This window comes from Azotobacter chroococcum, assembly GCF_004339665.1.
Lineage (GTDB): Bacteria > Pseudomonadota > Gammaproteobacteria > Pseudomonadales > Pseudomonadaceae > Azotobacter > Azotobacter chroococcum.
The window spans coordinates 72613-94362 of the sequence record NZ_SMMU01000008.1; the positions used below are offsets into that span (position 1 = coordinate 72613).

The window sequence follows — 21750 nt, forward strand, 5'->3', positions numbered from 1 at the left end:
CATGAAAACCAGACTCGCCCTCCCCTGCCTGCTCGGCAGCCTGCTGTTGAGCAGTGCCGTCCACGCCGCCAGCGCCCTGGTTCCGCCCATGGGCTACTACGCGGCGGTGGAGATCCGTAAAGGCAAGGCACAGGCCTGCCCGGCGGTGCCCGAGCCCTACACTAGCCCGCTGACGTTCCGCAGCAAGTATGAAGGCTCGGACTCGGCCCGGGCGACCCTCAACAAGGAGGCGGAAAAGGCCTTCCTCCAAGGGATCGCGCCAATCACCCAGCTTGAGCGGGGCTTCAGCCGGATAGTCACGCGCTATATGGAGAAGGGCCGGACCGGCGACCTGGAATGCGCCCTGTCCTGGCTGGACGCCTGGGCCGAGGACGAGGCCCTGCTCTCCACCCAGAGCAACCACACCGGCAAGTCCATGCGCAAATGGGCTCTCGGCAGCCTGGCCGGAGCCTACCTGCTCCTGAAGTTCTCCAGCTCGCAGCCACTGGCGGCCTATCCGGAACAGGCGCAGCGCATCGAGGACTGGTTCGCCGAGGTGGGCGAGCAGGTGATCAAGGACTGGAGCGACCTGCCGCTCAAGCGGATCAACAACCACTCCTACTGGGCGGCCTGGGCGGTCATGGCCGCTGGCGTGGCGACCAACCGCCGCGACTTTTTCGACTGGGCAGTCGAGCAGTTCCACATCTATGCCAATCAGGTCGATCCCGAGGGCTTTCTGCCCAACGAGCTCAAGCGCCGCCAGCGCGCCCTCGCCTACCACAACTACAGCCTGCCGCCGTTGATGATGATCGCCGTCTTCGCCCGGGCCAACGGCGTCGACCTGCGCAATGACAACGAGGGCGCCCTGGGGCGCCTGGCCAGCCGCGTGCTGGCTGGCGTCGAGGATCCCGAGCCGTTCGTCGAACGGGCCGATGACGAGGACCAGAACATGAAGGACGTGCACGACGACAGCAAGTACTCCTGGCTGGAGCCCTACTGTGTGCTCTATGCCTGCTCCCCCGACCTGCGGGAAAGAAAAGCCGAAATGGGACCGTTCAAGAACTTCCGTCTGGGCGGCGACCTGACCCGGATCTTCGATCCAGACGAGAAGTCGTCCAAATCGACCCTCGGCAAGCGCGACTAGCGCAAGCCGCAGCATCGACCCAGCAGCCGGCAGTCCGTCCGTCGCCGGCCGCAGAGCCTCCCCAAGGCAGAGCGGGACAGCCCCGAAATGCGCAACAGACGCAACCGGGAACGGACATCTTCGGGGGCTCCCGGGGGAGAGGCCGGGCTCATGAAGAGCCTGAACAATTGGTGCTAGAAGCGAGACACGGGTAATGGTTTTTTCATCCAACGTCTTCCTGTTTTTATTCCTGCCGCTATTTCTCGGGTTGTACTACCTGAGCCCGGCGCGCTATCGCAATCTGTTGCTGCTGACCGCCAGCTATATCTTCTATGCCTGGTGGCGCATCGACTTCCTCGGCTTGTTCGCCGCCGTCACCGTCTTCAACTACTGGATCGGTCTGCGCATCGGCGCCGCCGGCGTGCGCAGCAAGACTGGCCAGCACTGGCTGATCTTCGGCGTGGTGGTCGACCTCTGCGTGCTCGGCTACTTCAAGTACGCCAACTTCGGCGTGGACAGCCTGAACGCGATCATCGCCTCGTTCGGCCTGGAACCCTTCGTGGTCACCCACATCCTGCTGCCGATCGGGATTTCTTTCTACGTCTTCGAGTCGATCAGCTACATCATCGACGTATACCGCGGCGACACCCCGGCGACCCGCAACCTGATCGACTTCGCCGCCTTCGTGGCGATCTTCCCGCACCTGATCGCCGGCCCGGTGCTGCGCTTCCGCGACCTGGTCGACCAGTTCAACCACCGCACCCACACGCTGGACAAGTTCGCCGAAGGCTGCACCCGCTTCATGCAGGGCTTCATCAAGAAGGTGTTCATCGCCGACAGCCTGGCGCCGATCGCCGACCACTGCTTCGCCCTCAGCGATCCGACCACCGGCGACGCCTGGCTCGGCGCCCTGGCCTACACCGCCCAGCTGTACTTCGACTTCTCCGGCTACAGCGACATGGCCATCGGCCTTGGCCTGATGATGGGCTTCCGCTTCATGGAGAACTTCAACCAGCCCTATATCAGCCAGTCGATCACCGAGTTCTGGCGCCGCTGGCACATCAGCCTGTCCACCTGGCTGCGCGACTACCTGTACATCAGCCTGGGCGGCAACCGCGGCAGCACCTTCCAGACCTACCGCAACCTGGTCCTGACCATGCTGCTCGGCGGCCTGTGGCACGGCGCCAACTGGACCTTCATCATCTGGGGCGCCTGGCACGGCACCTGGCTGGCCATCGAGCGCGCCCTGCGCATCGACGCCGCGCCGAAGAGCATCCGTCCGCTGCGCTGGATCTTCGCCTTTCTGCTGGTGATGGTCGGCTGGGTGATCTTCCGCGCCGAGAACCTCGACGTGGCCTGGCGTATGTACGCCGCCATGTTCAGCTTCGGCGACTGGACCCTGTCCGAGCTGAACCGCGCGCAGCTGACCAGCCTGCAGATCGCCACCCTGCTGCTCGCCTACGTGGTGATCGCCGTGTTCGGCATCCGCCAGTTCCATGCCCAGCCGCTCACCGGCGCGCCCAAGGCCAAGGCCAGCGAACAGACCGACGGGGCCCCGGGCATCGTCCCGGCCGCGAACGGCACCCGGAGCCTGGCGCCGTCGGCGGCCATCGACCTGCCGCTGCTGGCGACCCGCGTCGCGCTGCTCCTGCTGTTCGCCGCCTCGGTGCTCAAGCTCTCGGCGCAGAGCTTCTCGCCCTTCCTCTACTTCCAGTTCTGAAGAGGGATCGCCATGAACAGAACCTCCAACCTGCTCTACGCCGGCACCTTCACCGGCACCCTGCTGGCCCTCAGCCTGTGGTCGCTCAAGGGCGCCAGCGACTTCTCCGCCGCCCCCGACACCCCGGTGCTCAACGGCAAGCTGGCCCTGGCCTTCGAAAAGCACTACGACGAGGAATTCCCGATCAAGCGGCTCGGCACCAACCTCTGGGCCGCGCTGGACTTCAGCCTGTTCGGCGAAGGCCGCCCCGGCGTGGTGGTCGGCGCCAACGACTGGCTGTACAGCGACGAGGAGTTCAAGCCGGTCGCCGGCGCCCTGCACAACACCCAGGACAACCAGGCGCTGATCCAGGGCGTGCGCGAAACCCTGGCGCGGCACAACGTGCAGCTGGTGATGGCGATCCTGCCGGCCAAGGCGCGCCTGTACCCGGAGAACTTCGGCGAGCACCGCCCGGCGCCCCTGCACGAGCAGCTCTACCAGAACTTCCGCCGCGCCGTGGCCGATGCCGGCATCCAGGCGCCGGACCTGCTCGGTCCGCTGAGCCAGGCCAAGGCCGAGGGTCAGGTGTTCCTGCGCACCGACACCCACTGGACGCCCTACGGCGCCCAGGTCGTCGCCGGCCAGCTGGCCACGGCGATCAAACCGAGCGGCCTGGTCCCCGAGAGCGGCAGCCGCTACGTCACCGAAACCGCACCGGGCGAGCCGCACAAGGGCGACCTGACCAACTTCCTGCCGCTCGACCCGCTGTTCGAGGAGCTGCTGCCGCCGCCGGACCAACTGACCAAGCACAGCACCCGTGCGCAGGAGGAGAACGCGGCCGGCGCAGACGATCTGTTCGCCGAAACCCAGGTGCCGGTGGCCCTGGTCGGCACCAGCTACAGCGCCGACGAACGCTGGAACTTCGCCGGCGCGCTGCGCCAGGCGCTCGGCAGCGACCTGGTGAACTTCGCCGAGGACGGCCGCGGACCGCTCCTGCCGATGCTCAAGTTCCTGCAGAGCGACGACTTCAAGAACGCACCGCCGCGCCTGGTGATCTGGGAGTTTCCCGAACGCTACCTGCCGATGGCCTACGACCTGAGCGAATTCGACGCCGAGTGGATCGCCCAGCTCAAGGCCGCCGGCCGCCAGGACAAACACCTGGCCGACAACACCGCCACCTCGCAAGGGGCGCGCCACTGAGCGCCCGCCATCCCCTCAAGGAGTACCTGAGATGACCCGACTGAACCGCAAACACCACCTCGCCCTCGGCCTGAGCCTGCTGCTCGGCTTCGCCGGCTCCCAGGCCCAGGCTGGGGACGGCGCGCTCTACGAAGCGGTCGCGCCCAAGGGCTCGACCTTCGTGCGCCTCTACAACGCCGGCAACCAGGAAGTCAGCGCCAGCGTCGGCAGCGTCTCGCTGGAAGATGTCTCGCCGCTGGCCAGCAGCGCCTTCGAATACCTGCCGGCCGGCCAGTACAGCGCCCGCATCGGCTCGCAGAGCCTGCCGGTGAACCTGGCGGCCGAGCACTACTACACGCTGGTGACCCAGGCCGGCGGAGCCCCGCTGCTGGTCGAGGAACCAGCCTTCAAGAGCAAGCAGAAGGCCATGCTGCGGGTGCAGAACCTCTCCGACAAGCCGCTGACCCTGAAGACCGCCGACGGCAAGACCGAAGTGGTGAAGAGCGTGGAGCCCAAGGGCCGCGGCGACCGCGAGATCAACCCGGTGAAGGCCAACCTGGCGCTGTTCGACGGCGAGCGCAAGGTCGCCGACCTCAAACCCATCAGTCTAGCCCGTGGCGAAATTGTTTGTCTGTATGTGACCGGCTCGGCGAACCAGATCAACCCCGTCTGGGTCAAACCCCCGGTAAAAGAGTGAGCGGTCCGTCACGAATCACGTTCAAGACCAGTGCGGAACACCAGCAGGGACACAGCAAGCAGTGCAGTACCCCATTTCCAAAGGAGCGCAATCTATGATTCCGGTGATCTTGTCAGGCGGCAGCGGCTCGCGTCTCTGGCCCCTTTCTCGCAAACAGTACCCCAAGCAGTTCCTCGCCCTGACCAGTGAGCGGACCCTCTTCCAGCAGACCCTGCAGCGCCTGGCCTTCGAAGGCATGCAGAGCCCCATCGTGGTCTGCAACCAGGAGCACCGCTTCATCGTCAAGGAGCAGCTCGAAGCCGTCGGCCTGCACGTGCAGGGCCTGGTGCTCGAGCCCTTCGGCCGCAACACCGCGCCGGCCATCGCCCTGACCGCCATGAAGCTGCTCGCCGAGGGCCGCGACGAACTGCTGCTGGTCCTCCCGGCCGACCATGTGCTGGCCGACCAGCAGGCCTTCGAGCAATCCCTCAAGGTGGCTGCCCAGGCCGCGGAAATGGGCGAACTGGTGCTGTTCGGCATCCCCGCCCACCGCCCGGAAACCGGCTACGGCTACATCAAGTGCGACCTCGCCGTGCAGGGCAGCCTGCCCGAAGGCGCCAACCGCGTCCTGCAGTTCGTCGAGAAGCCGGATCTCGCCCGCGCCAAGGAGTTCGTCGAGTCCGGCAACTATTTCTGGAACAGCGGCGTCTTCCTGTTCCGCGCCAGCCGCTTCCTCGAGGAACTCAAGGAGCACGACCCGGACATCTACGACAACTGCCTGCTGACCTTGGAGCGCAGCGAGCAGCAGAACGACGAGCTGAAGGTCGACCCGGCCAGCTTCGCCTGCTGCCCGGACAACTCCATCGACTACGCGGTGATGGAGAAGACCCGCCATGCCGCAGCGGTGCCGCTGTGCGCCGGCTGGAGCGACGTCGGCTGCTGGGCCTCGATCTGGGAAGTGCACGACAAGGACGAAAACGGCAACGTCACCAAGGGCGACGTGATCCTCCACGACACCCACAACAGCCTGGTGCACGGCAACGGCAAGCTGGTCACCGTGATCGGCCTGGACAACGTGGTGGTGGTGGAGACCAAGGACGCCACCATGGTGGTCCACAAGGACCGCGTGCAGGACGTCAAGAAACTGGTCAAGACCCTCGACGAGCAGGGCCGTCCGGAAAGCCAGAACCACCGCCTGGTCTACCGCCCCTGGGGCGCCTACGACTCGGTGGACCTGGGCAGCCGCCACCAGGTCAAGCGCATCACCGTCAAGCCGGGCGCCAGCCTCTCGCTGCAGAAGCACCACCACCGCGCCGAGCACTGGATCGTGGTGTCCGGCACCGCTCAGGTGACCTGCGACGAGAAGACCTTCGTGCTCACCGAGAACCAGTCCACCTACATCCCGGTCGCCGCCGTGCACCGCCTGGCCAACCCCGGCAAGATCCCGCTGGAGATCATCGAGGTGCAGTCCGGCAGCTATCTGGGCGAGGACGACATCGAACGCCTCGAGGACGTCTACGGCCGCACCGAGGGCGCGCAGAGCCGCTCCGTGGCCGGCTGACCGCCGCGCGCTCCGGACGCATCCCCGGCGTCCGGAATCCCCTCCCTCCGCCGGGCAATCCGGCGGCGGGCGCGCCCCGCGCCAGGAACTCCCCGCCGGGAGGACTCCCCCGTAGAATGCTCGCAGCATCCTGCTCCGAGACCGCCCATGTCCTGCCTTCGCGTCGAGCGCCCATGCTGATCGGCGCCCTGCTCCTTCTCGTCTGGCTGGCCCTGCTGCTGCGCTACCCCGACAAGGTCGCGACGGTATCCCTCGCCGCGGTGTTCGGCGTGGTGCTGATCGCCGCCGGAATCCTCTGGCAGGAACGGCGCACCGCACAGCACCTCGCCCGGCTGGAGCTCCAGCTGCGCCACGCGCCTGCCGAGTGCCCGGCCGACCGCCCGCTGGCGGTGCACCTGCACAACGGCAGCCGTCTGCCGCTGCAGGAACTGCGCTGGCGGGTCGCCGCCTACGCCCCCGGGGACAGCGTCGACCTGGTCGAGGACCGCTACGACAGACCGCACTATGTTGCCCCCGGCGCACTCGCGCCGGGCAGCGACTGGCACGCCTGCCTGCCGCTGCCGCCGCTGCGCCACGGCTACCGGGCGCAGAGCCTGGAGTTCCGCGCCGAACGCCTGGACGGCCGTTTCGCCGACTGAGCGGCACTTTTTGCATGGCTCCCCCTGCCGGGGCATGCCGGTTCCAGGCGCCACGTCCGTCCAGATGCCGGCCGTCAAGGCTGCCCAATGCGTCCTGCTGTGAGAGAATCGGCGGTTTCCATCAATTTTCCAGCGCCCATGCACACTCTTTTCCATTCCCTGCAGCATCCGCCACGGCAGGACCGCTGATGCAGCCGGATCTCCTTCGGTTGCGCCAGGAAGACTGGCGTGACCAGTTCGACCCCGGCACCCTGCAACGCGGCCAGGACTACGCCAGCCAGGGACGCTGCACCCTGCTGCAGGTCGCCGCACACGAAGTCGACGCCAGTTGCCGGGGCTCGGTGACCCGCCGCTACCGGCAACACATCCACCTGCAGCCCCAGGCCGACCACTGGCGCATCGAAGGCAGCTGCAGTTGCCCGGTGGGCCACAACTGCAAGCATGTGGTCGCCGCCCTGCTCACCCTGCAGCGCCAGTCGCCGCCCGCCGCGCCCAGGCCCCAACTGCCCGAGCGGCGCGTCGACGACCTCGAGCCCGTCCCCCAGCTGAGCCTCGGCAGCCACGTGCGCCTGCACTACGACGCGCGCAAGGGCCGCATGGTCGAGCAGACCCAGCACCGCGCGGCGCTGGCCTTCCACTACGGTGAGCAGCTGACCTTCGGCAAGCCGGCCAGGGACCTGCTGGTGCCCGGCGCCACGGAAACCCTGCGCATCCGCCGCCATCCCGAGGCCGAGGCGCACCACCGCCAGACCCTCGCCGCGCAGGGCTTCCACATCGCCCTGCGCAAGAGCGAGGCCCTGCCGGAGACGGCCGGCGAGCTTTTCGAACTGCTCGACGACGACAGCTGGCTGCACTGGGTGCGCCACGACCTGCCGCGCCTGCGCGAGCAGGGCTGGCGCATCGAGATGCGCCCGGAGTTCCACTACAACCTGCTGGACATCGACGACTGGTACCTGCAACTGGAGCCGGCCGCCGAGCAGGACTGGTTCGAGCTGGAAATGGGCATCGAGGTGCAGGGCCAGCGCCTCAGCTTGCTGCCGATCCTGCTCCACGCGATCCGCCACAACCCCTGGCTGCTGACCCCGGAGGCCCTGGCCCGGCGCGCCGACGACGAGCTGCTGCTAGTGCCGGTGTCGCGCGCGCTGGGCGCCAGCCAGCGCCTCGCCCTGCCCTTCGGCCGCCTCCGGCCTCTCTTGGCCAGTCTCGGCGAACTGTTCTTCCAGGCACCGGGCGAGGCCCCGCAGCGCCTGCGCCTGGCGCGCCCCGACGCGGCCCGGCTGGCCACCCTTGAGGAGGGGCTGCCGCTGCACTGGCAAGGCGGCGAGGCGCTGCGCGACTTCGCCCGGCGCCTGCGCGACCTGCCGCAGCAGGCCATGCAGGCGCCCGCCGGACTCCAGGCCGAGCTGCGTCCCTACCAGCTGCAGGGGCTGGCCTGGCTGCAGACGCTGCGCGAGCTGCAGGTCGGCGGCGTGCTGGCCGACGACATGGGCCTCGGCAAGACCCTGCAGACCCTGGCGCACATCCTGCTGGAAAAGGAAGCCGGACGCCTGAGCGCGCCGGCGCTGATCGTCATGCCGACCAGCCTGATCCCCAACTGGCAGGACGAGGCCGCGCGCTTTGCCCCCGACCTGCGCGTGCTGGCCCTGCACGGCTCCAGGCGCAGCGCCCTGTTCGCGGAGATGGGCAACGCCGACCTGCTGCTGACCAGCTACGCCCTGCTGGCCCGGGACCTCAAGGCCCTGGCCCGCCAGCCCTACCACCTCTTGATCCTCGACGAGGCGCAGAACATCAAGAACCCGCGCAGCAAGGCCGCCCAGGCCGCGCGGGAACTCAACGCCCGGCATCGCCTGTGCCTGACCGGAACGCCGATGGAAAACCACCTGGGCGAGCTCTGGTCGCTGTTCCACCTGCTGATGCCCGGCTGGCTGGGCGACCAGCAGGCCTTCAAGCAGGACTACCGCCTGCCCATCGAGAAGCACGGCGACCTCGGCCGCCTCGCCCACCTCAAGGCGCGGGTACGGCCCTTCCTGCTGCGCCGGACCAAGGAACAGGTGGCCCCCGAGCTGCCGCCGAAGAGCGAGATCACCCAATACCTGGAACTGACCGAAGCGCAGCGCGACCGCTACGAGGCCGTGCGCCTGGCGATGGACAGCAAGATCCGCGCGGAGATCCAGCGCCAGGGCCTGGCGCGCAGCCAGCTGCTGATCCTCGAGGCCCTGCTGCGCCTGCGCCAGGTGTGCTGCGACCTGCGCCTGCTCGACGACGAGGCGGCGGCCGGCTGCAAGAGCGCCGACTCCGCCAAGCTGAGCGCGCTGCTGCCGATGCTCGAGGAACTGTTCGCCGAGGGCCGGCGCGTGCTGCTGTTCTCGCAGTTCACCGGCGTGCTCGAGCTGATCGCCGCGGAGCTGAAGGCCCGCAAGATCCCCTACGCCCAGCTGACCGGCAGCACCCGCGACCGGCGTACGCCGGTGGAGGAGTTCCAGGCCGGCCGCCTGCCGGTGTTCCTGATCAGCCTGAAGGCCGGCGGCGCCGGACTGAACCTGACCGCCGCCGACACCGTGATCCACTTCGATCCCTGGTGGAACCCGGCCGCCGAGGCCCAGGCCAGCGACCGCGCCTACCGCATCGGCCAGGACAAGCCGGTGTTCGTCTACCGGCTGATCGCCCGCGGCAGCGTCGAGGAGAAGATCCAGCAGCTGCAGAAGGCCAAGGCCGAGCTGGCCCGCGGCCTGCTGGAAGGCGCCGTCCAGGGCGAGTGGCGGATGGACGAGGAGGACATCGCCGCGCTGTTCGCGCCGCTGGAGTGAAGAGCGCTACGGCGCTGCCGCAGCGAAAACCGCAAGAAGGCGTGCATCCCTGCACGACACCCCGCCTCCGGGCGGGGCGCTCCGATCATTCGGCCGTGATGGTGGTCTTTTCCTTCGAGGTCACGAAGCGCCGGCGCACCGACGACGGGCTGTCCGACTGCTCGGACGGGAAGCGCGAGGAGGCGTAGCGCACCACCAGGTTCGACAGGGCCAGCAGCAGGATCGCCCCGGACACCATGACCACGCCCCAGGTGGGCGTGTGGTTGTGGGAAATGTCGCCGATCATCAGCCGGGTCAGCGCGGTGATCGCCACATAGATGAGGAAGCGGATCGGCATGTGGTTGGTCTTGAAGTAGATCCCCACCATGGCGCCGAGTTCGAGATAGATGAACAGCAGGAGAATGTCGTCGATGCTGATGTGCCCCTTCGCCACCATGTCGAAGAAGGCATGCACCGCCGCCCAGGCCGTCACGCCGCCGATGGCGAACAGCGCCATGTAGTGGAAACCCTCGACCAGCAGGTTGCCCAGCGACTCGGCCAGCCCATGCATGTGCTGCCGCAACTCTTCAGCTTTTTCGATCTTCAATTTACAGCCCTCGCGTAAGCGCCCGACGGAGAAGGCCCGGCGGGCAGCCTTGAATGGATGCATGGAGCATGCAGAAAACAGACCAGTTTGTCATCGCGATCCGTAGGGCATTATCAACGGCTCGGCGCCGAAACGCACTAGCACATGTTTTGCAAATCGTCGAATCAAACTCAAGGTCATTGATCGGGAAAATGGTCGGATAGCCGGGACACGAACTTGCCCCCAGGCTGCCGGTCCATTTTTCATCAGCCACTGTTGCAGGAAATACGCCCATGGACAGCCCTTTCCAGATCCTCAGCGAGGCTTTCCAGGCGGACTACAACGTGAACTTCTGCGTGCAAAGCCTCGACGGCAGCATTCTGATGACCCTGTCCGACGACACGGGCATCGCCCTGCGCCACCTCATCGACGCCGAACAGTGGCGGAACCCGGACCGGCTGCCAGGCTGCATCGCGGCGGTGAAGGGCGAGTTGGCGGGCGGGAGATAAGGCAAGTCCCCCGCTTGCCACCCTCCCCCGGCGCTGACAAGCCAGCTCCGAACCGCCTGTCCCGAACTGCCGGAAAAGCGCCAGCAGAACGGAACCAGTGATCCGTGGCCGGTTGAACCATTCAACATGTCGACGAAGACTGCAGTCCTGATGCCTTCAAGCCTTCCCGCGTCGAGGCTGGCTAAAAATCTCCACGCGCTAACCTACACTTGTCCACGGGCGCACCTTCGCCAAGTGGCGCCCGGTCATTGGTCGAAACCCAACTGGAATGGATGACAAATATTCACCTAGCATCAATGCATCATTGGTGCCTGGAGACAACCCATGTTCGTCTCGCTCCGTCGCTTCGGTATATTGACCGTCACAGCCCTCACCCTGCTCGCTACATCGGCCCTTGCGCTGGACACCGTCAAATTCATGGTCCCCGGCCCCAGCGGCGGCGGTTATGACCAGACCGCCCGCCTATTGGGCAAGGCCTTGATCGAGGCCAAGGCGGCAAGAGCGGTCACATTCGAGAACAAGGGCGGCGCCGGAGGAACGCTCGGGTTGGCGCAATTCGCCAACAGCACCAAAGGCGACCCGAATGCCCTGCTCATCGTCGGCGCGGTCATGGTCGGTGCCGTGGCACAGAACAAGCCGCCGATCACCTTGGAGCATGTGACGCCGATCGCGCGGCTTTTCAACGAATACAACGTGATCGCCGTGCGCAACGCGTCCCCCTACAAGACGCTGGACGACCTGCTGACCGAATTCAAGGCCAACCCGTCCAACGTCAAATGGGCTGGCGGCTCCAAGGGTTCGGTGGATCACATCGGAATCGCCGAATTGGCGGGCAAGCTGAATATTCCAATCGACAAGGTGAACTACATCGCCTTCGGCGGAGGGGGCGAAGCCGTCGCGGCGACCCTGGGAGGCCATGTCACGGCGATCACCGGCGGCTATGCCGAGCTTGCGAAATACATCGAGTCCGATCAGTTCCGCGTACTCGCCGTCGGCTCGCCCACCCGTATTGCCAGTGTCGATGCACCGACGCTCAAAGAGCAGGGGTTGGACATGACCATCGACAATTGGCGCGGTGTCTATGGCGCAGCCGACCTCACGCCTGCACAACGTCAGGAAGTAACCGACGCTGTCCTGGCCGCCACCAACACAAACGTGTGGAAAGAAAGCCTTCAAGCCAATGCATGGCTACCCAGCTTCATCAGTGGCGATGACTTTGCCAAGTTCGTTGAAGATGAGCACTCTCGCCTGCGCGACATGCTGATCAAGGTCGGTCTGCTCTGATATGACCCGTCCTCGAAAAGTATGGCCGGCACACCTGGCGGTTGGCGCAAGCCTCATCTTCATGAGTGCGGTATTGGCGTTCGGTGCATTCCGTTTTCCTGCGGAGAAGGGGTTCACCATTCTGGGTGCTCACGTCTATCCCTATGCCGTGGCAGTGTTCCTGGGGATCGTAGGTGTATTGACAAGCCTTGAGGCTGTCACCGGTGGCTCCCGAGAGCCTGCATACGACAGTGGCAGAGTTACCAAGGCCCTGCCCGGCGGCAAGACGGGAGCCGCCTGGGTTACCGCGGGTCTTGCGATCTCCGCCCTGCTCATCACGCATATCGGGTTCGTACTGGCTGCGGCGCTGCTGTTTGCCTGCTCGGCCCATGGGTTCGGTAGTCGCCGTCCGGCACGGGACCTTGCCATCGGCATCGCTCTGGCACTACCTGTTTACTGGCTTTTCAGCATCGGGCTTGGGGTTTCCCTTCCGCCTCTCGTCAATGCCTGGATTTGAGCCGGGCTCAAGGAGGTCAACATGCCGGAAATCCTCTCGAGCCTGGCCACAGGCTTCGCCACTGCACTTGCCCCGGTCAATCTGCTATGCGGGTTTATCGGCTGCCTGCTTGGCACCGCAATCGGTGTCCTGCCAGGTATCGGACCGGCGCTGACGATTGCCCTGCTGCTGCCGATCACGGCCAAGGTCGATCCCACCGGCGCCCTGATCATGTTCGCCGGCATCTATTACGGCGCGCAGTTTGGAGGCTCCACAACCTCCATTCTGCTCAATGCGCCAGGGGAGTCGGCCTCCATGGTCACGGCCCTGGAGGGCAACTCGATGGCACGCAACGGACGGGCAGGCCCCGCCCTGGCAACGGCAGCCATCGGTTCATTCGTGGCCGGAACGATCGCCACGGTCTTGCTGACCCTTTTTGCGCCTGTCATTGCCGACTTCGCCCTGAGATTCGGCCCCGCGGAATATTTCGCGATTCTGGTGCTTGCCTTCACGACCGTGTCCGCGGTGCTTGGATCTTCCATGCTGCGCGGCCTCGCCTCGCTGGGCCTTGGACTGACCATCGGCTTGATCGGTCTGGACTCCCTCTCGGGCGTTGCCCGCTACACTTGGGGGATACCCGAGCTGATCGACGGCATCGAGGTCGTACTCGTTGCCGTCGGGCTGTTTGCCGTCGGTGAAGCCCTGTACGACGTGCTCTACCAAGGGGAAGAAACGGGCAGCCGGCATCGTTTGACTTCCATATGGATGACCCGCGCCGACTGGAAGCGATCGATTCCAGCCTGGCTACGGGGAACGCTCATCGGCTTTCCGTTCGGATCGATTCCGGCAGGCGGCGCTGAAATTCCGACTTTCCTGTCCTATTCGGCCGAGCGCAAACTCAGCAAGCATCCGCAAGAGTTCGCAGCCAACCAAGGCGAGGGGGCCATCGAGGGCGTTGCCGGCCCCGAGGCGGCCAACAATGCAAGCGCAACGGGCTCCCTGATACCGCTGCTGACCCTGGGCATACCAACCTCTGCCACCGCCGCGATTCTGTTGGCCGCTTTCCAAAACTACAACCTGCAGCCGGGTCCGCTGCTCTTCCAGACCTCAGGAGAGCTGGTCTGGGCCCTGGTTGCCTCTCTGTACATCGGCAACACCATCCTTCTCATCCTGAACCTTCCCCTGGTGGGCATCTGGGTCAAGCTTCTCCGGATTCCCCGGCCCTACCTGAACGCCGGAATTCTGGTGTTTGCCACCATCGGCGTGTACGGCATGCGCCAGTCTTCCTTCGACCTCCTGCTCATGCTGGCGATCGGCTGGCTCGGGGTACTGATGCGCCGTCTCGATTTTCCCATCGCCCCCGTGATCGTGGGCATGCTGCTGGGCCCCATGGCCGAAAAGCAGCTGCGCAATGCCCTGTCCATCAGCCAGGGAGACTGGCTCGTGTTCGTGACGCAACCCATTTCTGCCGCGCTCCTCGCGTTGACGCTGCTGATCCTGATCGTCCCTCCCCTGCTGCACGCCCGCGGTATCCGCCTGCAGGGGCAGGACTGATCGCCATCGACGGGCAGCGGCGTCAGCCAACTGGCCTTCGCCGCTGTTCTGCCGGATTATGCCGATACGTCAGGGCCTGGGCTGTGGGGAAGAAGTCACGGCTGCTCCAGCGCCGCGACCAGCGCCTTGAGGAAGCGCGCCGCCTCGCCGCCGGTGACCGCGCGGTGGTCGAAGGTCAAGGACAGCGGCAGCAGCGGATGCACCGCCACCTGGCCGTCCACCGCCACCGGCTCCTCGCGTATGGTTCCGGCGCCGACGATAGCCACCTGCGGCGGCACCACCACGGGACTGGCATAGCGGCCGAACAGGGTGCCGTAGTTGGACAGGGTGAGGGTCGCGCCCATCATCTCCTGGGGCGGGATGGAGCGCGCCTGGACGTCGGCGCGCAGCCGCGCCATGCCCTCTTTCAGGTCCTCGGCGCTGCGCGCGCCGACGTTGCGCAGCACCGGCACGAAGAGACCGTCCGGGGTGTCCACGGCGATGCCCAGGTCGAGCTGGGCGTGCTGGCGCAGCGACAGGCCCTTGCCGTCGAACCAGGCATTGAGCACCGGCTCCGCGGCGCAGGCGGCGGCGATGGCCATGGCCAGGCGCACCAGCGGGTCGCGGGCCTGCGCCCAGCGGTGCAGGTCGGCGTCGGCGAACAGGCTCACCGGCACCACCTCGGCATGCGCGCGGGCCATGTTGAGCGCCATGCTGCGCCGCACGCCGCGCAGCTTCTCGCCGCCGAAGCGCTCGCGCGCACCTTCCGCGGCGGCCTCCACGTCGGCGCGGGTGACCAGCCCGTCCGGCCCGGAGCCGCTCAGGCCGGCCAGCTCGACGCCGAGCTTCTGCGCCAGCTGGCGCACCGCCGGGGTCGCCCGCGGCGCCAGGTGTTCGCGGGTCGAGGGCGCGGCGCCGATGCAGAAGCTGTCCGCCTGGCCCTCGGCGCCGCCTTCCAGGCGGCCGACCACGGTGCCGGCGTCGCCCTCCCCTTCGTAGCCGACCAAGGGCTCGCCGACGTGCAGCAGATCGCCCACCTGGCCGAAGATCTTCGCCACCACGCCGTCATGGGGCGCCGGGATGTCGACGATGGCCTTGGCGGTTTCCACCGAGACCAGCAGTTGGTCGGCCTTCACGCTGTCGCCGGCCCTGACATGCCACTCGACGATCTCGGCTTCCTGCAGGCCTTCGCCGAGGTCGGGCAGTTTGAAATATCTCATGATCGTTCTCCTCTGGCCTCAGGCGTAATCCAGCACCGTCTCGCAGGCGGCGAGGATGTCCTCGACGCCCGGCAGGTAGAACTGCTCCAGACGGTACAGCGGCGGTGGGATGTCCGGGGCGGCGACGCGCTGGATCGGCGCGTGCAGGTCGAGCAGGACGCGCTCGTAGAGGCTGGCGGCGATCTCCGCGCCGACCGCGCAGCTCCTCGGCGCCTCGTGGACGATCACGCAGCGGCCGGTCTTGCGCACCGAGGCCTCCAGGGTGTCGAGATCGAGCGGCTTGACGCAGGCGACGTCGATCACCTCGGCGTCGATGCCGCGCTCGGCCAGGGCGCTCGCGGCCTGCAGGCTCTCGTGGACGCTGGCGCCCCAGCTGACCAGGGTCAGGTCGCGGCCCTCGCGCAGGGTGAAGCAGCTGTCCAGCGGCAGGCGCAGGCCGTCGTCGACCAGGGGCTGCGGGTTCATCCGGTACAGCCGGGTCGGCTCGAGGAAGATCACCGGGTCGGGGTCGTCGATGGCCGCCAGCAGCAGGCCGTAGGCGCGCGCCGGGGACGACGGCACTACCACGCGCAGGCCGGGGACCTGTGCGAACAGCGCCTCGGTGCTCTCGCTGTGGTGCTCCGGCGCGCGGATCCCGGCGCCCATCGGCGTGCGCAGCACCATCGGGCAGCTCAGCCGGCCGCGGGTGCGGTTGCGCAGGCGGCTGGCGTGGGACACCAGATGTTCCACGCCCGCGTAGATGAAGCCCATGAACTGGATCTCGACTACCGGCCTGAGGCCCTGGGCGGCCATGCCCACCGCGAGGCCGGCGAGCATGGTCTCGGCCAGCGGCGTGTCGAGCACCCGCTTGAAGCCGAAGGCCTCGCGCAGCCCGAGGGTGGCGCGGAACACCCCGCCGTTGACCCCGACGTCCTCGCCGAGCACCACCACATTGTCGTCGTCGCGCATCGCCCGGTGCAGGGCCAGGTTGACCGCCTCCACCAGGGTGTATTTGCCGTTACTCATGATGTTCGCCTCCCTGGCGCCGGGCCAGCCGCTCCCCGAGCATCTCGCGCTGCTCGGCGAGGGCCGCCGGCCAGCGGGCGTAGACGTAGTCGAGCACCGAGCCCAAGGGCTGCACGCCGGCCGCCTCGAAGCTCTCCACGGCGCGCTGCACCTCGGCCTGGCAGTCGGCGATCAGCGCCTGCTCGCGGCCCTCGTCCCACACGCCCTGGGCGGCGAGGAAGGCCTGCAGGCGCCTGACCGGCTCCTCCTCCCAGGCCTGGCGGACCTCCTCGGCGGAGCGGTAGCGGGTCGCGTCGTCGGCGGTGGTGTGGTCGCCCAGCCGGTAGCTCAGGCACTCCAGCAGCACCGGTCCCTTGCCGTGGCGGGCGCGCGCCAGGGCCTGGCGCATGCGGTCGCAGACGGCGAGGATGTCGTTGCCGTCGATCTGCTCGCCGTGGATGCCGGCGCCGATCGCCTTCTGCGCCAGGGTCGGCGCGCCGCACTGGATGCGCCGCGGCACCGAGATCGCCCACTGGTTGTTGTTGACTACGAAGACCACCGGCAGCTGCCAGGCGCCGGCGACGTTCAGCGCCTCGAGGAAGTCGCCCTTGCTGGTCGCGCCGTCGCCGCAGGTGGTGACGGCGACACGGTGCTCGCCGCGGACCTTGAACGCCGTGGCCACGCCGCAGGCATGCAGGGCCTGGGTGGCGATCGGCACGCAGATCGGGAAATCCTGGGCGGCGTGCGGATCGACGAAGTCGCTGCCGCGCTCGTCGCCGCCCCAGTAGAGGAGGATCTCCTCCATGCGCACCCCGCGCATCAGCTGCACGGCGGTGTCGCGGTAATAGGGCACCAGCACGTCCTCGACCTGCATCAGGCTGCCGATGGCCACGCCGATGGCCTCCTGGCCGAGGGTCGGCGCGTAGGTGCCGATCCGTCCGGTGCGCTGCAGGGCCACCGCCTTCTGGTCGAACAGGCGGGTCAGCACCATCTGCCGGTAGAGTCGGGTCAGCAGGTTGAAGTCGTCGGCCCAGCCGGGCAGCTCGGCCACCGGGCGGCCGTCGGGCGCCAGATAGCGGGTATAGGGAAGATCGGGTGACATTCTGGGCTCCTCAGCGCCTTGTGGGCGCGTCCGAACCCGCCGCTCGTGACGGCGGGCAGTGCACGAAATGCATGTCGAAAGTCGCGAAGGCGCGGGTGGCGCGGCGCCCCCCGGCGCTTGCGCCTCCTGAACTCTAGCCGTAGATCAGCCGCTCCGCCTCCTCGTCGGCGATCCGCGCCGGCGAGCGCTCCTCGGCCTGGGCGCGCGCGTAGATGGCGCTCAGCCGCTGGCGGATGCCGCCCAGGTGCGCGCCGATGCTCTGGTCGCTTTCGCCGCGATGGCGCAGCGCCACGTAGATCAGCCCGCCGGCATTGATGACGTAGTCCGGCGCATAGAGGATGCCGCGCCGCTGCAGCAGGTCGGCGACCTCCGGGCCGGCCAGCTGGTTGTTCGCCGCGCCGGCCACCGCGGCGCAGCGCAGCGCGCCGACCGACTCGGCGTTGAGGATGCCGCCCAGCCCGCAGGGCACCAGGATGTCGCAGGGCTCGCAGAGCAGTGCGTCGCTGGCCACCGGGCGCGCGCCCAGGTGTTCCACCGCCTGCTGCACGCGACCCTGGTCGAGGTCGCTGACCAGCAGTTCGGCGCCGGCCGCGGCGAGCCGCTCGACCAGCGCATAGCCGACATGACCGAGGCCCTGCACGGCGATGCGCAGGCCCTCCAGCTCCTCGCAGCCGAGGCGCGCCTGGGCCGTGGCGCGGATGCCGGCGAACACCCCCTCGGCGGTATGCGGCGAGGGATCGCCCTCGTCGGTGGTGCTGGTGACATGCCGGGTCTGGCAGGCGATGCAGTCCATATCGGCGCTCGAGGTGCCGCTGTCGACGGCGGTGATGTAGCGGCCGCCCAGGGAGTCGATGAAGCGCCCGAAGGCCTGGAACAGCGCGCAGCGATCGCCGATGTGCGGCGGCCGGATCAGCACCGCCTTGCCGCCGCCGAGCTCCAGCCCGGCCAGCGCGGCCTTGTAGCTCATGCCCTGGGCCAGGCGCAGGGCATCGCGCACGGCGCTTTCGGTGTCGGGATAGTCGAGGAAGCGGCAGCCGCCGAGCGCGGGGCCGAGGCGGGTGTTGTGGATGGCGACGATGGCCTCGAGGCCGGTGACGGGATCCCGCGCCAGATGCAATGCCTCGAGCCGGGCGGCCTTCATCAGGGCGAACATGGCGATACTCCCCTGCTGCTGTTCACCCTGAGTATAGGCGCGGCCCCCGGAATACAGCGGCCGGCGCGCTCTGGACGGATCGTCCCGCAGCGGCTAAAAACAGGACAAGTAGTGGAGTATGCCCATGAACTCGCGCCAAGCCTGCTTTGCCTGCCTGCAACGCGACCCGCCGGCCCTCTTCGAGGCGGCCCTGTGGATCGCCACCGAGCACGACCCCGCGCTGCGTCCCGAACTCGTCCTGCGCGACCTCGGCGGCCTGGCGCAGCAGGTCGCCAGCGGCCTGCCCGGCCTGCCGGCGCGGGAGCTGGGCCAGCCGCTGCTGCGCCTGCTGCACGATCTGGGCTTCCACGAGGAGGGCCACCTGCCCCTGCGCCCGCATGCCCTGCTGCTGCACGGGGTGCTGGAGAAGCGCCGCGGCCATCCGCTGGCGCTGGCGCTGATCGCCTTGGAAATCGCCCGGCGCCTGGAGATCCCCCTGTACGGCGTGGACTTCCCCGGCCAGATCCTGCTGCGCATGGAAAACGCCGACCACCTGCTCGATCCCCTCAGCGGCCGCCGCCTGTACAACCGCGACTGCCGCGAGCTGCTGCTGCGCCAGCCCGGCGCGCCGGTGCAGCTCGAAAGCCGCCACCTGCAGCCCTGCGCCGCGCACAGCCTGCTGCAGCAGCTGTCGCGCCAGCTGCGCCAGCTGCACCGCCAGGAGGACGATCCGCTGGCCGCCCTGAAGGACGCCGAGCGGGTCCTGCTGCTCGGGCCGCCCAGCGTCGCCGACCACCTCGCCCGCGCCGAGCTCTACCAGCAACTCGAATGCCCCCAGGGCGAGCGTTTCGACCTGCAGCGCGCCCTGCTGCTCTGCGACAACCCGGCCGAGCGCCTGCAGCTGAGCCAGCGCCTGCGCCAGGTGGAAGTGGTGGCGGCGCTGCATTGAGCGCCTGGAAAGGCGTGGACGAGGCCAGGCTCGCCGGAGAATGCGGAGGCAGGCCGGACAGGCGTGCCGGCCGGAGGGAGCGGGAAACGGCCGAAGGCGTCGTGGCGCGGACCTGCCCGGCCGTCCCCGAACCCCGGATTACAAGCGGGCCTGCACCGCGCGGCCGTTGAGCGGCTGCACCGGGCGGGCATTCATCGGATAGAGCTGCTTGAACGCGGCGATCTGCTCCGCGGAAACCTCCACCGGCTGCCTGAGCACATGCCAGCGGACCCCCTCGGTGCACGGCGGCGTGGTCAGCGAGCCGATGTAGTGGTAGTAGTCCTGCTCCTCCGGCAGCAGGTGGGCCGGATGGAAGGCCTCGGCCAGTTCGGCCTTGGCATGGGCCTCGTCCGGCATGGCGGCAAACACCTTGTCCAGCGCCTCGTGCTTCCCGCCCTCCTTGAACAGCACGGCCACCACCGCCAGCTCGCCTTCGTCGCTGCGATGCACCATGTGGGCGACCATCGGATAGTGCTCGCCGTTCACCCGCTCCTCGCTGGGAGTATGGAAGTGGAACTGGTGCAGGCGGAAACTCTCCTCGCCCAACTTGATGTGGCCGGCGGCATCGAAATCGATCTGCACGGTGTGCCCGTTGTTGGCGACCTTCGCTGCGCTCGGCGTGTATTCGAAGCCGATGGGCGACAGCTCGGCTGCGGCGACGGCGGAATGCTGGATATCGATGGGCGACTGGGCCTGGCCCTGCTTGCAGGTCGCGTAGTCGCTGTGCAGGTTGCCCCACTGCTCGGCGCCGCTATGCCCCTCGTAGGTCCAGTGCGGCTTGCCGTGATGGCCTTCGGAGGCGACGGCGCTGGAAATGGCCAGCGCGAGCAGAACCGGTGCGGCAATGACTTTTTTCATGGATGACCTTGTTGTTTTTTCGTAGTGATCGTGAGTGTTGCAACTTGCCGGGAACCTTTTCGAAAGCCGAAAGACGCGCAGCCGAATGCCGCCGGAACTTCATGCGAAGTAACGGCGCAGGCAACTTTCGTCGACGACCTTGGTAGTGAAACTACAGAAGAAGATACCTGTCCCGGCGCGACCGGTAGCAAAAGGAAATCCATTCCATCAGCCGGCCTTGTTATAGTGGCACAATTGTAGCATTGGCCTTTTCAAAGGAAACATTTAAACAAACTTTGTAACATCTCGACATACCTGCGACCTTGCCATCGATATATCCGGCATCCCCGGCGTAGACACCTTATTTTATTTTCCAGCAATAAAAAGTAACAAAATCCCCATGAAAAGATCCGCACTGCCTCTCCTGCTTTGCCTGCTGGCCGGCACCACCTGGGCCAGCCAGCCCGCCTCCGGCACCTTCGTCGCCAGCCAGAACTGCGAGGCCTACCTGTCGTTCCGCAAGCAGACCAACCCCGGTGCGGCGAAGACCGAAAGCGGCCGCGAATACCGGGTTCGCGAGATCGACGAACGGGACTACCAGTGGCTGCGGATCGAGATGCCCGGCATCGCCGAACCGCTGCGCTGGGTGCCGAAAGCCTGCGGTACGGTCAAGGACATGGCGCAGGCGAAACCGGCCGGCCGCGAACCCCGGCAACAGTCCGCCGGCATCTGCCAGACCCCGGGCCTGCAGGACAGCTACGTACTGGCCGTTACCTGGCAGCCGGGGTTCTGCGAACACAAGCTGGATAAAAGCAAGAGCAAACAGAAACCCGAGTGCCGGGCTCTGGACAGTGGCGAACTGAATATCGCCCACTTCACCCTGCACGGACTCTGGCCGAACAAGAAAGAATGCGGCAAGAATTACGGCAACTGCTCTAGAACGGACATCCAGCTCAGCGAAGAGACACTTTCCTATATCAAACCCTGGATGCCGAACTTCCACTTCGAGAACGCCTTCGGCAACTACGAATGGAAGAAACACGGCACTTGCCAGACCCATATGGACGACGATGCGTATTTCCGCCAGGCGGTGACCGCGGTACGCACGGTCAACGATTCGGAACTCGGTCAGTACATCCGGGCGAACATCGGCCAGAGCGTCGAACGCCGCAAACTGCAGGACATCCTCAGGCGCACCCATCCGGATGCCCCCAACAGCTTCAGCTTCCTGTGCACCGGCAACCGCCTCCACGAGATCCAGGTACGGCTGCCGGTGGACTTCCGGGAAGGCCCGACCCTCGCCGGGCTGATCGGTCCGCAACCACCCAGGACGCGCAGCGCCGTCCCGGGCGAATGCAGCCAGGAACGCATCCTGATCGAGCAGAGCGGACGCTGAACGGACGGAAAAGGCCGTCGCCGGCGATTCTTGACCGATTTTCAAGGCAACAAGCGCAGCGGC

19 protein-coding genes are annotated in these 21750 nt (G+C 67.1%); 13 read left to right on the forward strand and 6 right to left on the reverse strand.

What is annotated here, in order from left to right; genetic code table 11:
* Nucleotide 1: 1 nt before the first annotated feature.
* From EV691_RS09390 to EV691_RS09420, 7 genes are all read left to right on the forward strand, one after another.
* Nucleotides 2–1123, forward strand: a complete 1122-nt coding sequence (locus tag EV691_RS09390) for a mannuronate-specific alginate lyase (protein WP_131302686.1) — start codon at nt 2–4, stop codon at nt 1121–1123.
* A 193-nt stretch (nt 1124–1316) separates the two neighbouring features.
* Nucleotides 1317–2822 carry an MBOAT family O-acyltransferase gene (locus EV691_RS09395; RefSeq protein WP_131302688.1) on the forward strand — a complete coding sequence of 502 codons (1506 nt, stop codon included), beginning with the start codon at nt 1317–1319 and terminating at the stop codon, nt 2820–2822.
* A 12-nt stretch (nt 2823–2834) separates the two neighbouring features.
* A complete protein-coding gene (locus EV691_RS09400) occupies nt 2835–4001 on the forward strand; it encodes an alginate O-acetyltransferase (protein ID WP_131302690.1) in 1167 nt (388 codons plus the stop codon).
* A 31-nt stretch (nt 4002–4032) separates the two neighbouring features.
* On the forward strand, nt 4033–4677 hold the full coding sequence (locus EV691_RS09405) for an alginate O-acetyltransferase AlgF (RefSeq protein ID WP_089169069.1): 645 nt from the start codon (nt 4033–4035) through the stop codon (nt 4675–4677).
* A 94-nt stretch (nt 4678–4771) separates the two neighbouring features.
* Entirely contained in the window at nt 4772–6217 is a 1446-nt protein-coding gene (locus EV691_RS09410; protein WP_131302692.1) for a mannose-1-phosphate guanylyltransferase/mannose-6-phosphate isomerase, read from the forward strand.
* Between the two features lie 173 nt (nt 6218–6390).
* Nucleotides 6391–6855 carry a multidrug transporter gene (locus EV691_RS09415; RefSeq protein WP_131302820.1) on the forward strand — a complete coding sequence of 155 codons (465 nt, stop codon included), beginning with the start codon at nt 6391–6393 and terminating at the stop codon, nt 6853–6855.
* A gap of 188 nt (nt 6856–7043) precedes the next feature.
* Entirely contained in the window at nt 7044–9662 is a 2619-nt protein-coding gene (locus EV691_RS09420; protein WP_131302694.1) for a DEAD/DEAH box helicase, read from the forward strand.
* A gap of 85 nt (nt 9663–9747) precedes the next feature.
* Here EV691_RS09420 and EV691_RS09425 read toward each other — a convergent pair whose 3' ends face one another.
* On the reverse strand, nt 9748–10248 hold the full coding sequence (locus EV691_RS09425; protein ID WP_131302696.1) for a phosphate-starvation-inducible protein PsiE: 501 nt from the start codon (nt 10246–10248) through the stop codon (nt 9748–9750).
* A gap of 272 nt (nt 10249–10520) precedes the next feature.
* Between EV691_RS09425 and EV691_RS09430 the strand changes: the two genes are divergently transcribed.
* The 4 genes from EV691_RS09430 (at nt 10521) to EV691_RS09445 (ending at nt 14049) form a co-directional block, all read left to right on the forward strand.
* On the forward strand, nt 10521–10736 hold the full coding sequence (locus EV691_RS09430; RefSeq protein WP_131302698.1) for a DUF3509 domain-containing protein: 216 nt from the start codon (nt 10521–10523) through the stop codon (nt 10734–10736).
* Nucleotides 10737–11060: 324 nt separating this feature from the next.
* Nucleotides 11061–12020 carry a Bug family tripartite tricarboxylate transporter substrate binding protein gene (locus EV691_RS09435; RefSeq protein ID WP_131302700.1) on the forward strand — a complete coding sequence of 320 codons (960 nt, stop codon included), beginning with the start codon at nt 11061–11063 and terminating at the stop codon, nt 12018–12020.
* 1 nt (nt 12021) lies between these two features.
* Entirely contained in the window at nt 12022–12516 is a 495-nt protein-coding gene (locus tag EV691_RS09440; protein ID WP_131302702.1) for a tripartite tricarboxylate transporter TctB family protein, read from the forward strand.
* A 21-nt stretch (nt 12517–12537) separates the two neighbouring features.
* Nucleotides 12538–14049, forward strand: a complete 1512-nt coding sequence (locus EV691_RS09445) for a tripartite tricarboxylate transporter permease (RefSeq protein ID WP_131302704.1) — start codon at nt 12538–12540, stop codon at nt 14047–14049.
* 95 nt (nt 14050–14144) lie between these two features.
* Here the strand turns inward: EV691_RS09445 and EV691_RS09450 are convergent, their stop codons facing one another.
* The 4 genes from EV691_RS09450 to EV691_RS09465 all read right to left on the reverse strand — a co-directional run bounded on the left by EV691_RS09450 (nt 14145) and on the right by EV691_RS09465 (nt 18487).
* A complete protein-coding gene (locus EV691_RS09450) occupies nt 14145–15248 on the reverse strand; it encodes a dihydrolipoamide acetyltransferase family protein (RefSeq protein ID WP_131302706.1) in 1104 nt (367 codons plus the stop codon).
* An 18-nt stretch (nt 15249–15266) separates the two neighbouring features.
* Nucleotides 15267–16253, reverse strand: coding sequence for an alpha-ketoacid dehydrogenase subunit beta (locus EV691_RS09455; RefSeq protein WP_131302708.1), 987 nt, complete (start codon nt 16251–16253; stop codon nt 15267–15269).
* Complete coding sequence (pdhA, locus tag EV691_RS09460) at nt 16246–17334, reverse strand: pyruvate dehydrogenase (acetyl-transferring) E1 component subunit alpha (protein ID WP_131302710.1); 1089 nt, start codon at nt 17332–17334, stop codon at nt 16246–16248. The genes EV691_RS09455 and pdhA overlap by 8 nt, the downstream gene beginning before the upstream one ends.
* 133 nt (nt 17335–17467) lie before the next feature.
* A complete protein-coding gene (locus EV691_RS09465; RefSeq protein ID WP_131302711.1) occupies nt 17468–18487 on the reverse strand; it encodes a Leu/Phe/Val dehydrogenase in 1020 nt (339 codons plus the stop codon).
* A 124-nt stretch (nt 18488–18611) separates the two neighbouring features.
* Here EV691_RS09465 and EV691_RS09470 point away from each other — a divergent pair, with 124 nt between their 5' ends.
* Nucleotides 18612–19415 carry a SirB1 family protein gene (locus EV691_RS09470; protein ID WP_131302713.1) on the forward strand — a complete coding sequence of 268 codons (804 nt, stop codon included), beginning with the start codon at nt 18612–18614 and terminating at the stop codon, nt 19413–19415.
* Between the two features lie 138 nt (nt 19416–19553).
* On the opposite strand, the gene EV691_RS09475 is transcribed toward EV691_RS09470, so the two are convergent.
* Complete coding sequence (locus EV691_RS09475; RefSeq protein ID WP_131302715.1) at nt 19554–20312, reverse strand: carbonic anhydrase; 759 nt, start codon at nt 20310–20312, stop codon at nt 19554–19556.
* Between the two features lie 379 nt (nt 20313–20691).
* On the opposite strand from EV691_RS09475, the gene EV691_RS09480 reads away from it, so the two are divergent.
* Nucleotides 20692–21687 (forward strand): ribonuclease T2, encoded by a 996-nt coding sequence (locus EV691_RS09480; RefSeq protein ID WP_131302717.1) that lies wholly within the window; start codon nt 20692–20694, stop codon nt 21685–21687.
* Nucleotides 21688–21750 lie beyond the last annotated feature (63 nt).

What these genes read in the sequence shown, in the direction of transcription:
- EV691_RS09390 (WP_131302686.1), top strand. Translation starts at nt 2, where the DNA reads ATGAAAACCAGACTCGCCCTCCCCTGCCTGCTCGGCAGCCTGCTGTTG.
- EV691_RS09395 (WP_131302688.1), top strand. Translation starts at nt 1,317, where the DNA reads ATGGTTTTTTCATCCAACGTCTTCCTGTTTTTATTCCTGCCGCTATTT.
- EV691_RS09400 (WP_131302690.1), top strand. Translation starts at nt 2,835, where the DNA reads ATGAACAGAACCTCCAACCTGCTCTACGCCGGCACCTTCACCGGCACC.
- EV691_RS09405 (WP_089169069.1), top strand. Translation starts at nt 4,033, where the DNA reads ATGACCCGACTGAACCGCAAACACCACCTCGCCCTCGGCCTGAGCCTG.
- EV691_RS09410 (WP_131302692.1), top strand. Translation starts at nt 4,772, where the DNA reads ATGATTCCGGTGATCTTGTCAGGCGGCAGCGGCTCGCGTCTCTGGCCC.
- EV691_RS09415 (WP_131302820.1), top strand. Translation starts at nt 6,391, where the DNA reads ATGCTGATCGGCGCCCTGCTCCTTCTCGTCTGGCTGGCCCTGCTGCTG.
- EV691_RS09420 (WP_131302694.1), top strand. Translation starts at nt 7,044, where the DNA reads ATGCAGCCGGATCTCCTTCGGTTGCGCCAGGAAGACTGGCGTGACCAG.
- EV691_RS09430 (WP_131302698.1), top strand. Translation starts at nt 10,521, where the DNA reads ATGGACAGCCCTTTCCAGATCCTCAGCGAGGCTTTCCAGGCGGACTAC.
- EV691_RS09435 (WP_131302700.1), top strand. Translation starts at nt 11,061, where the DNA reads ATGTTCGTCTCGCTCCGTCGCTTCGGTATATTGACCGTCACAGCCCTC.
- EV691_RS09440 (WP_131302702.1), top strand. Translation starts at nt 12,022, where the DNA reads ATGACCCGTCCTCGAAAAGTATGGCCGGCACACCTGGCGGTTGGCGCA.
- EV691_RS09445 (WP_131302704.1), top strand. Translation starts at nt 12,538, where the DNA reads ATGCCGGAAATCCTCTCGAGCCTGGCCACAGGCTTCGCCACTGCACTT.
- EV691_RS09450 (WP_131302706.1), bottom strand. Translation starts at nt 15,248, where the DNA reads ATGAGATATTTCAAACTGCCCGACCTCGGCGAAGGCCTGCAGGAAGCC.
- EV691_RS09455 (WP_131302708.1), bottom strand. Translation starts at nt 16,253, where the DNA reads ATGAGTAACGGCAAATACACCCTGGTGGAGGCGGTCAACCTGGCCCTG.
- pdhA (WP_131302710.1), bottom strand. Translation starts at nt 17,334, where the DNA reads ATGTCACCCGATCTTCCCTATACCCGCTATCTGGCGCCCGACGGCCGC.
- EV691_RS09465 (WP_131302711.1), bottom strand. Translation starts at nt 18,487, where the DNA reads ATGTTCGCCCTGATGAAGGCCGCCCGGCTCGAGGCATTGCATCTGGCG.
- EV691_RS09470 (WP_131302713.1), top strand. Translation starts at nt 18,612, where the DNA reads ATGAACTCGCGCCAAGCCTGCTTTGCCTGCCTGCAACGCGACCCGCCG.
- EV691_RS09475 (WP_131302715.1), bottom strand. Translation starts at nt 20,312, where the DNA reads ATGAAAAAAGTCATTGCCGCACCGGTTCTGCTCGCGCTGGCCATTTCC.
- EV691_RS09480 (WP_131302717.1), top strand. Translation starts at nt 20,692, where the DNA reads ATGAAAAGATCCGCACTGCCTCTCCTGCTTTGCCTGCTGGCCGGCACC.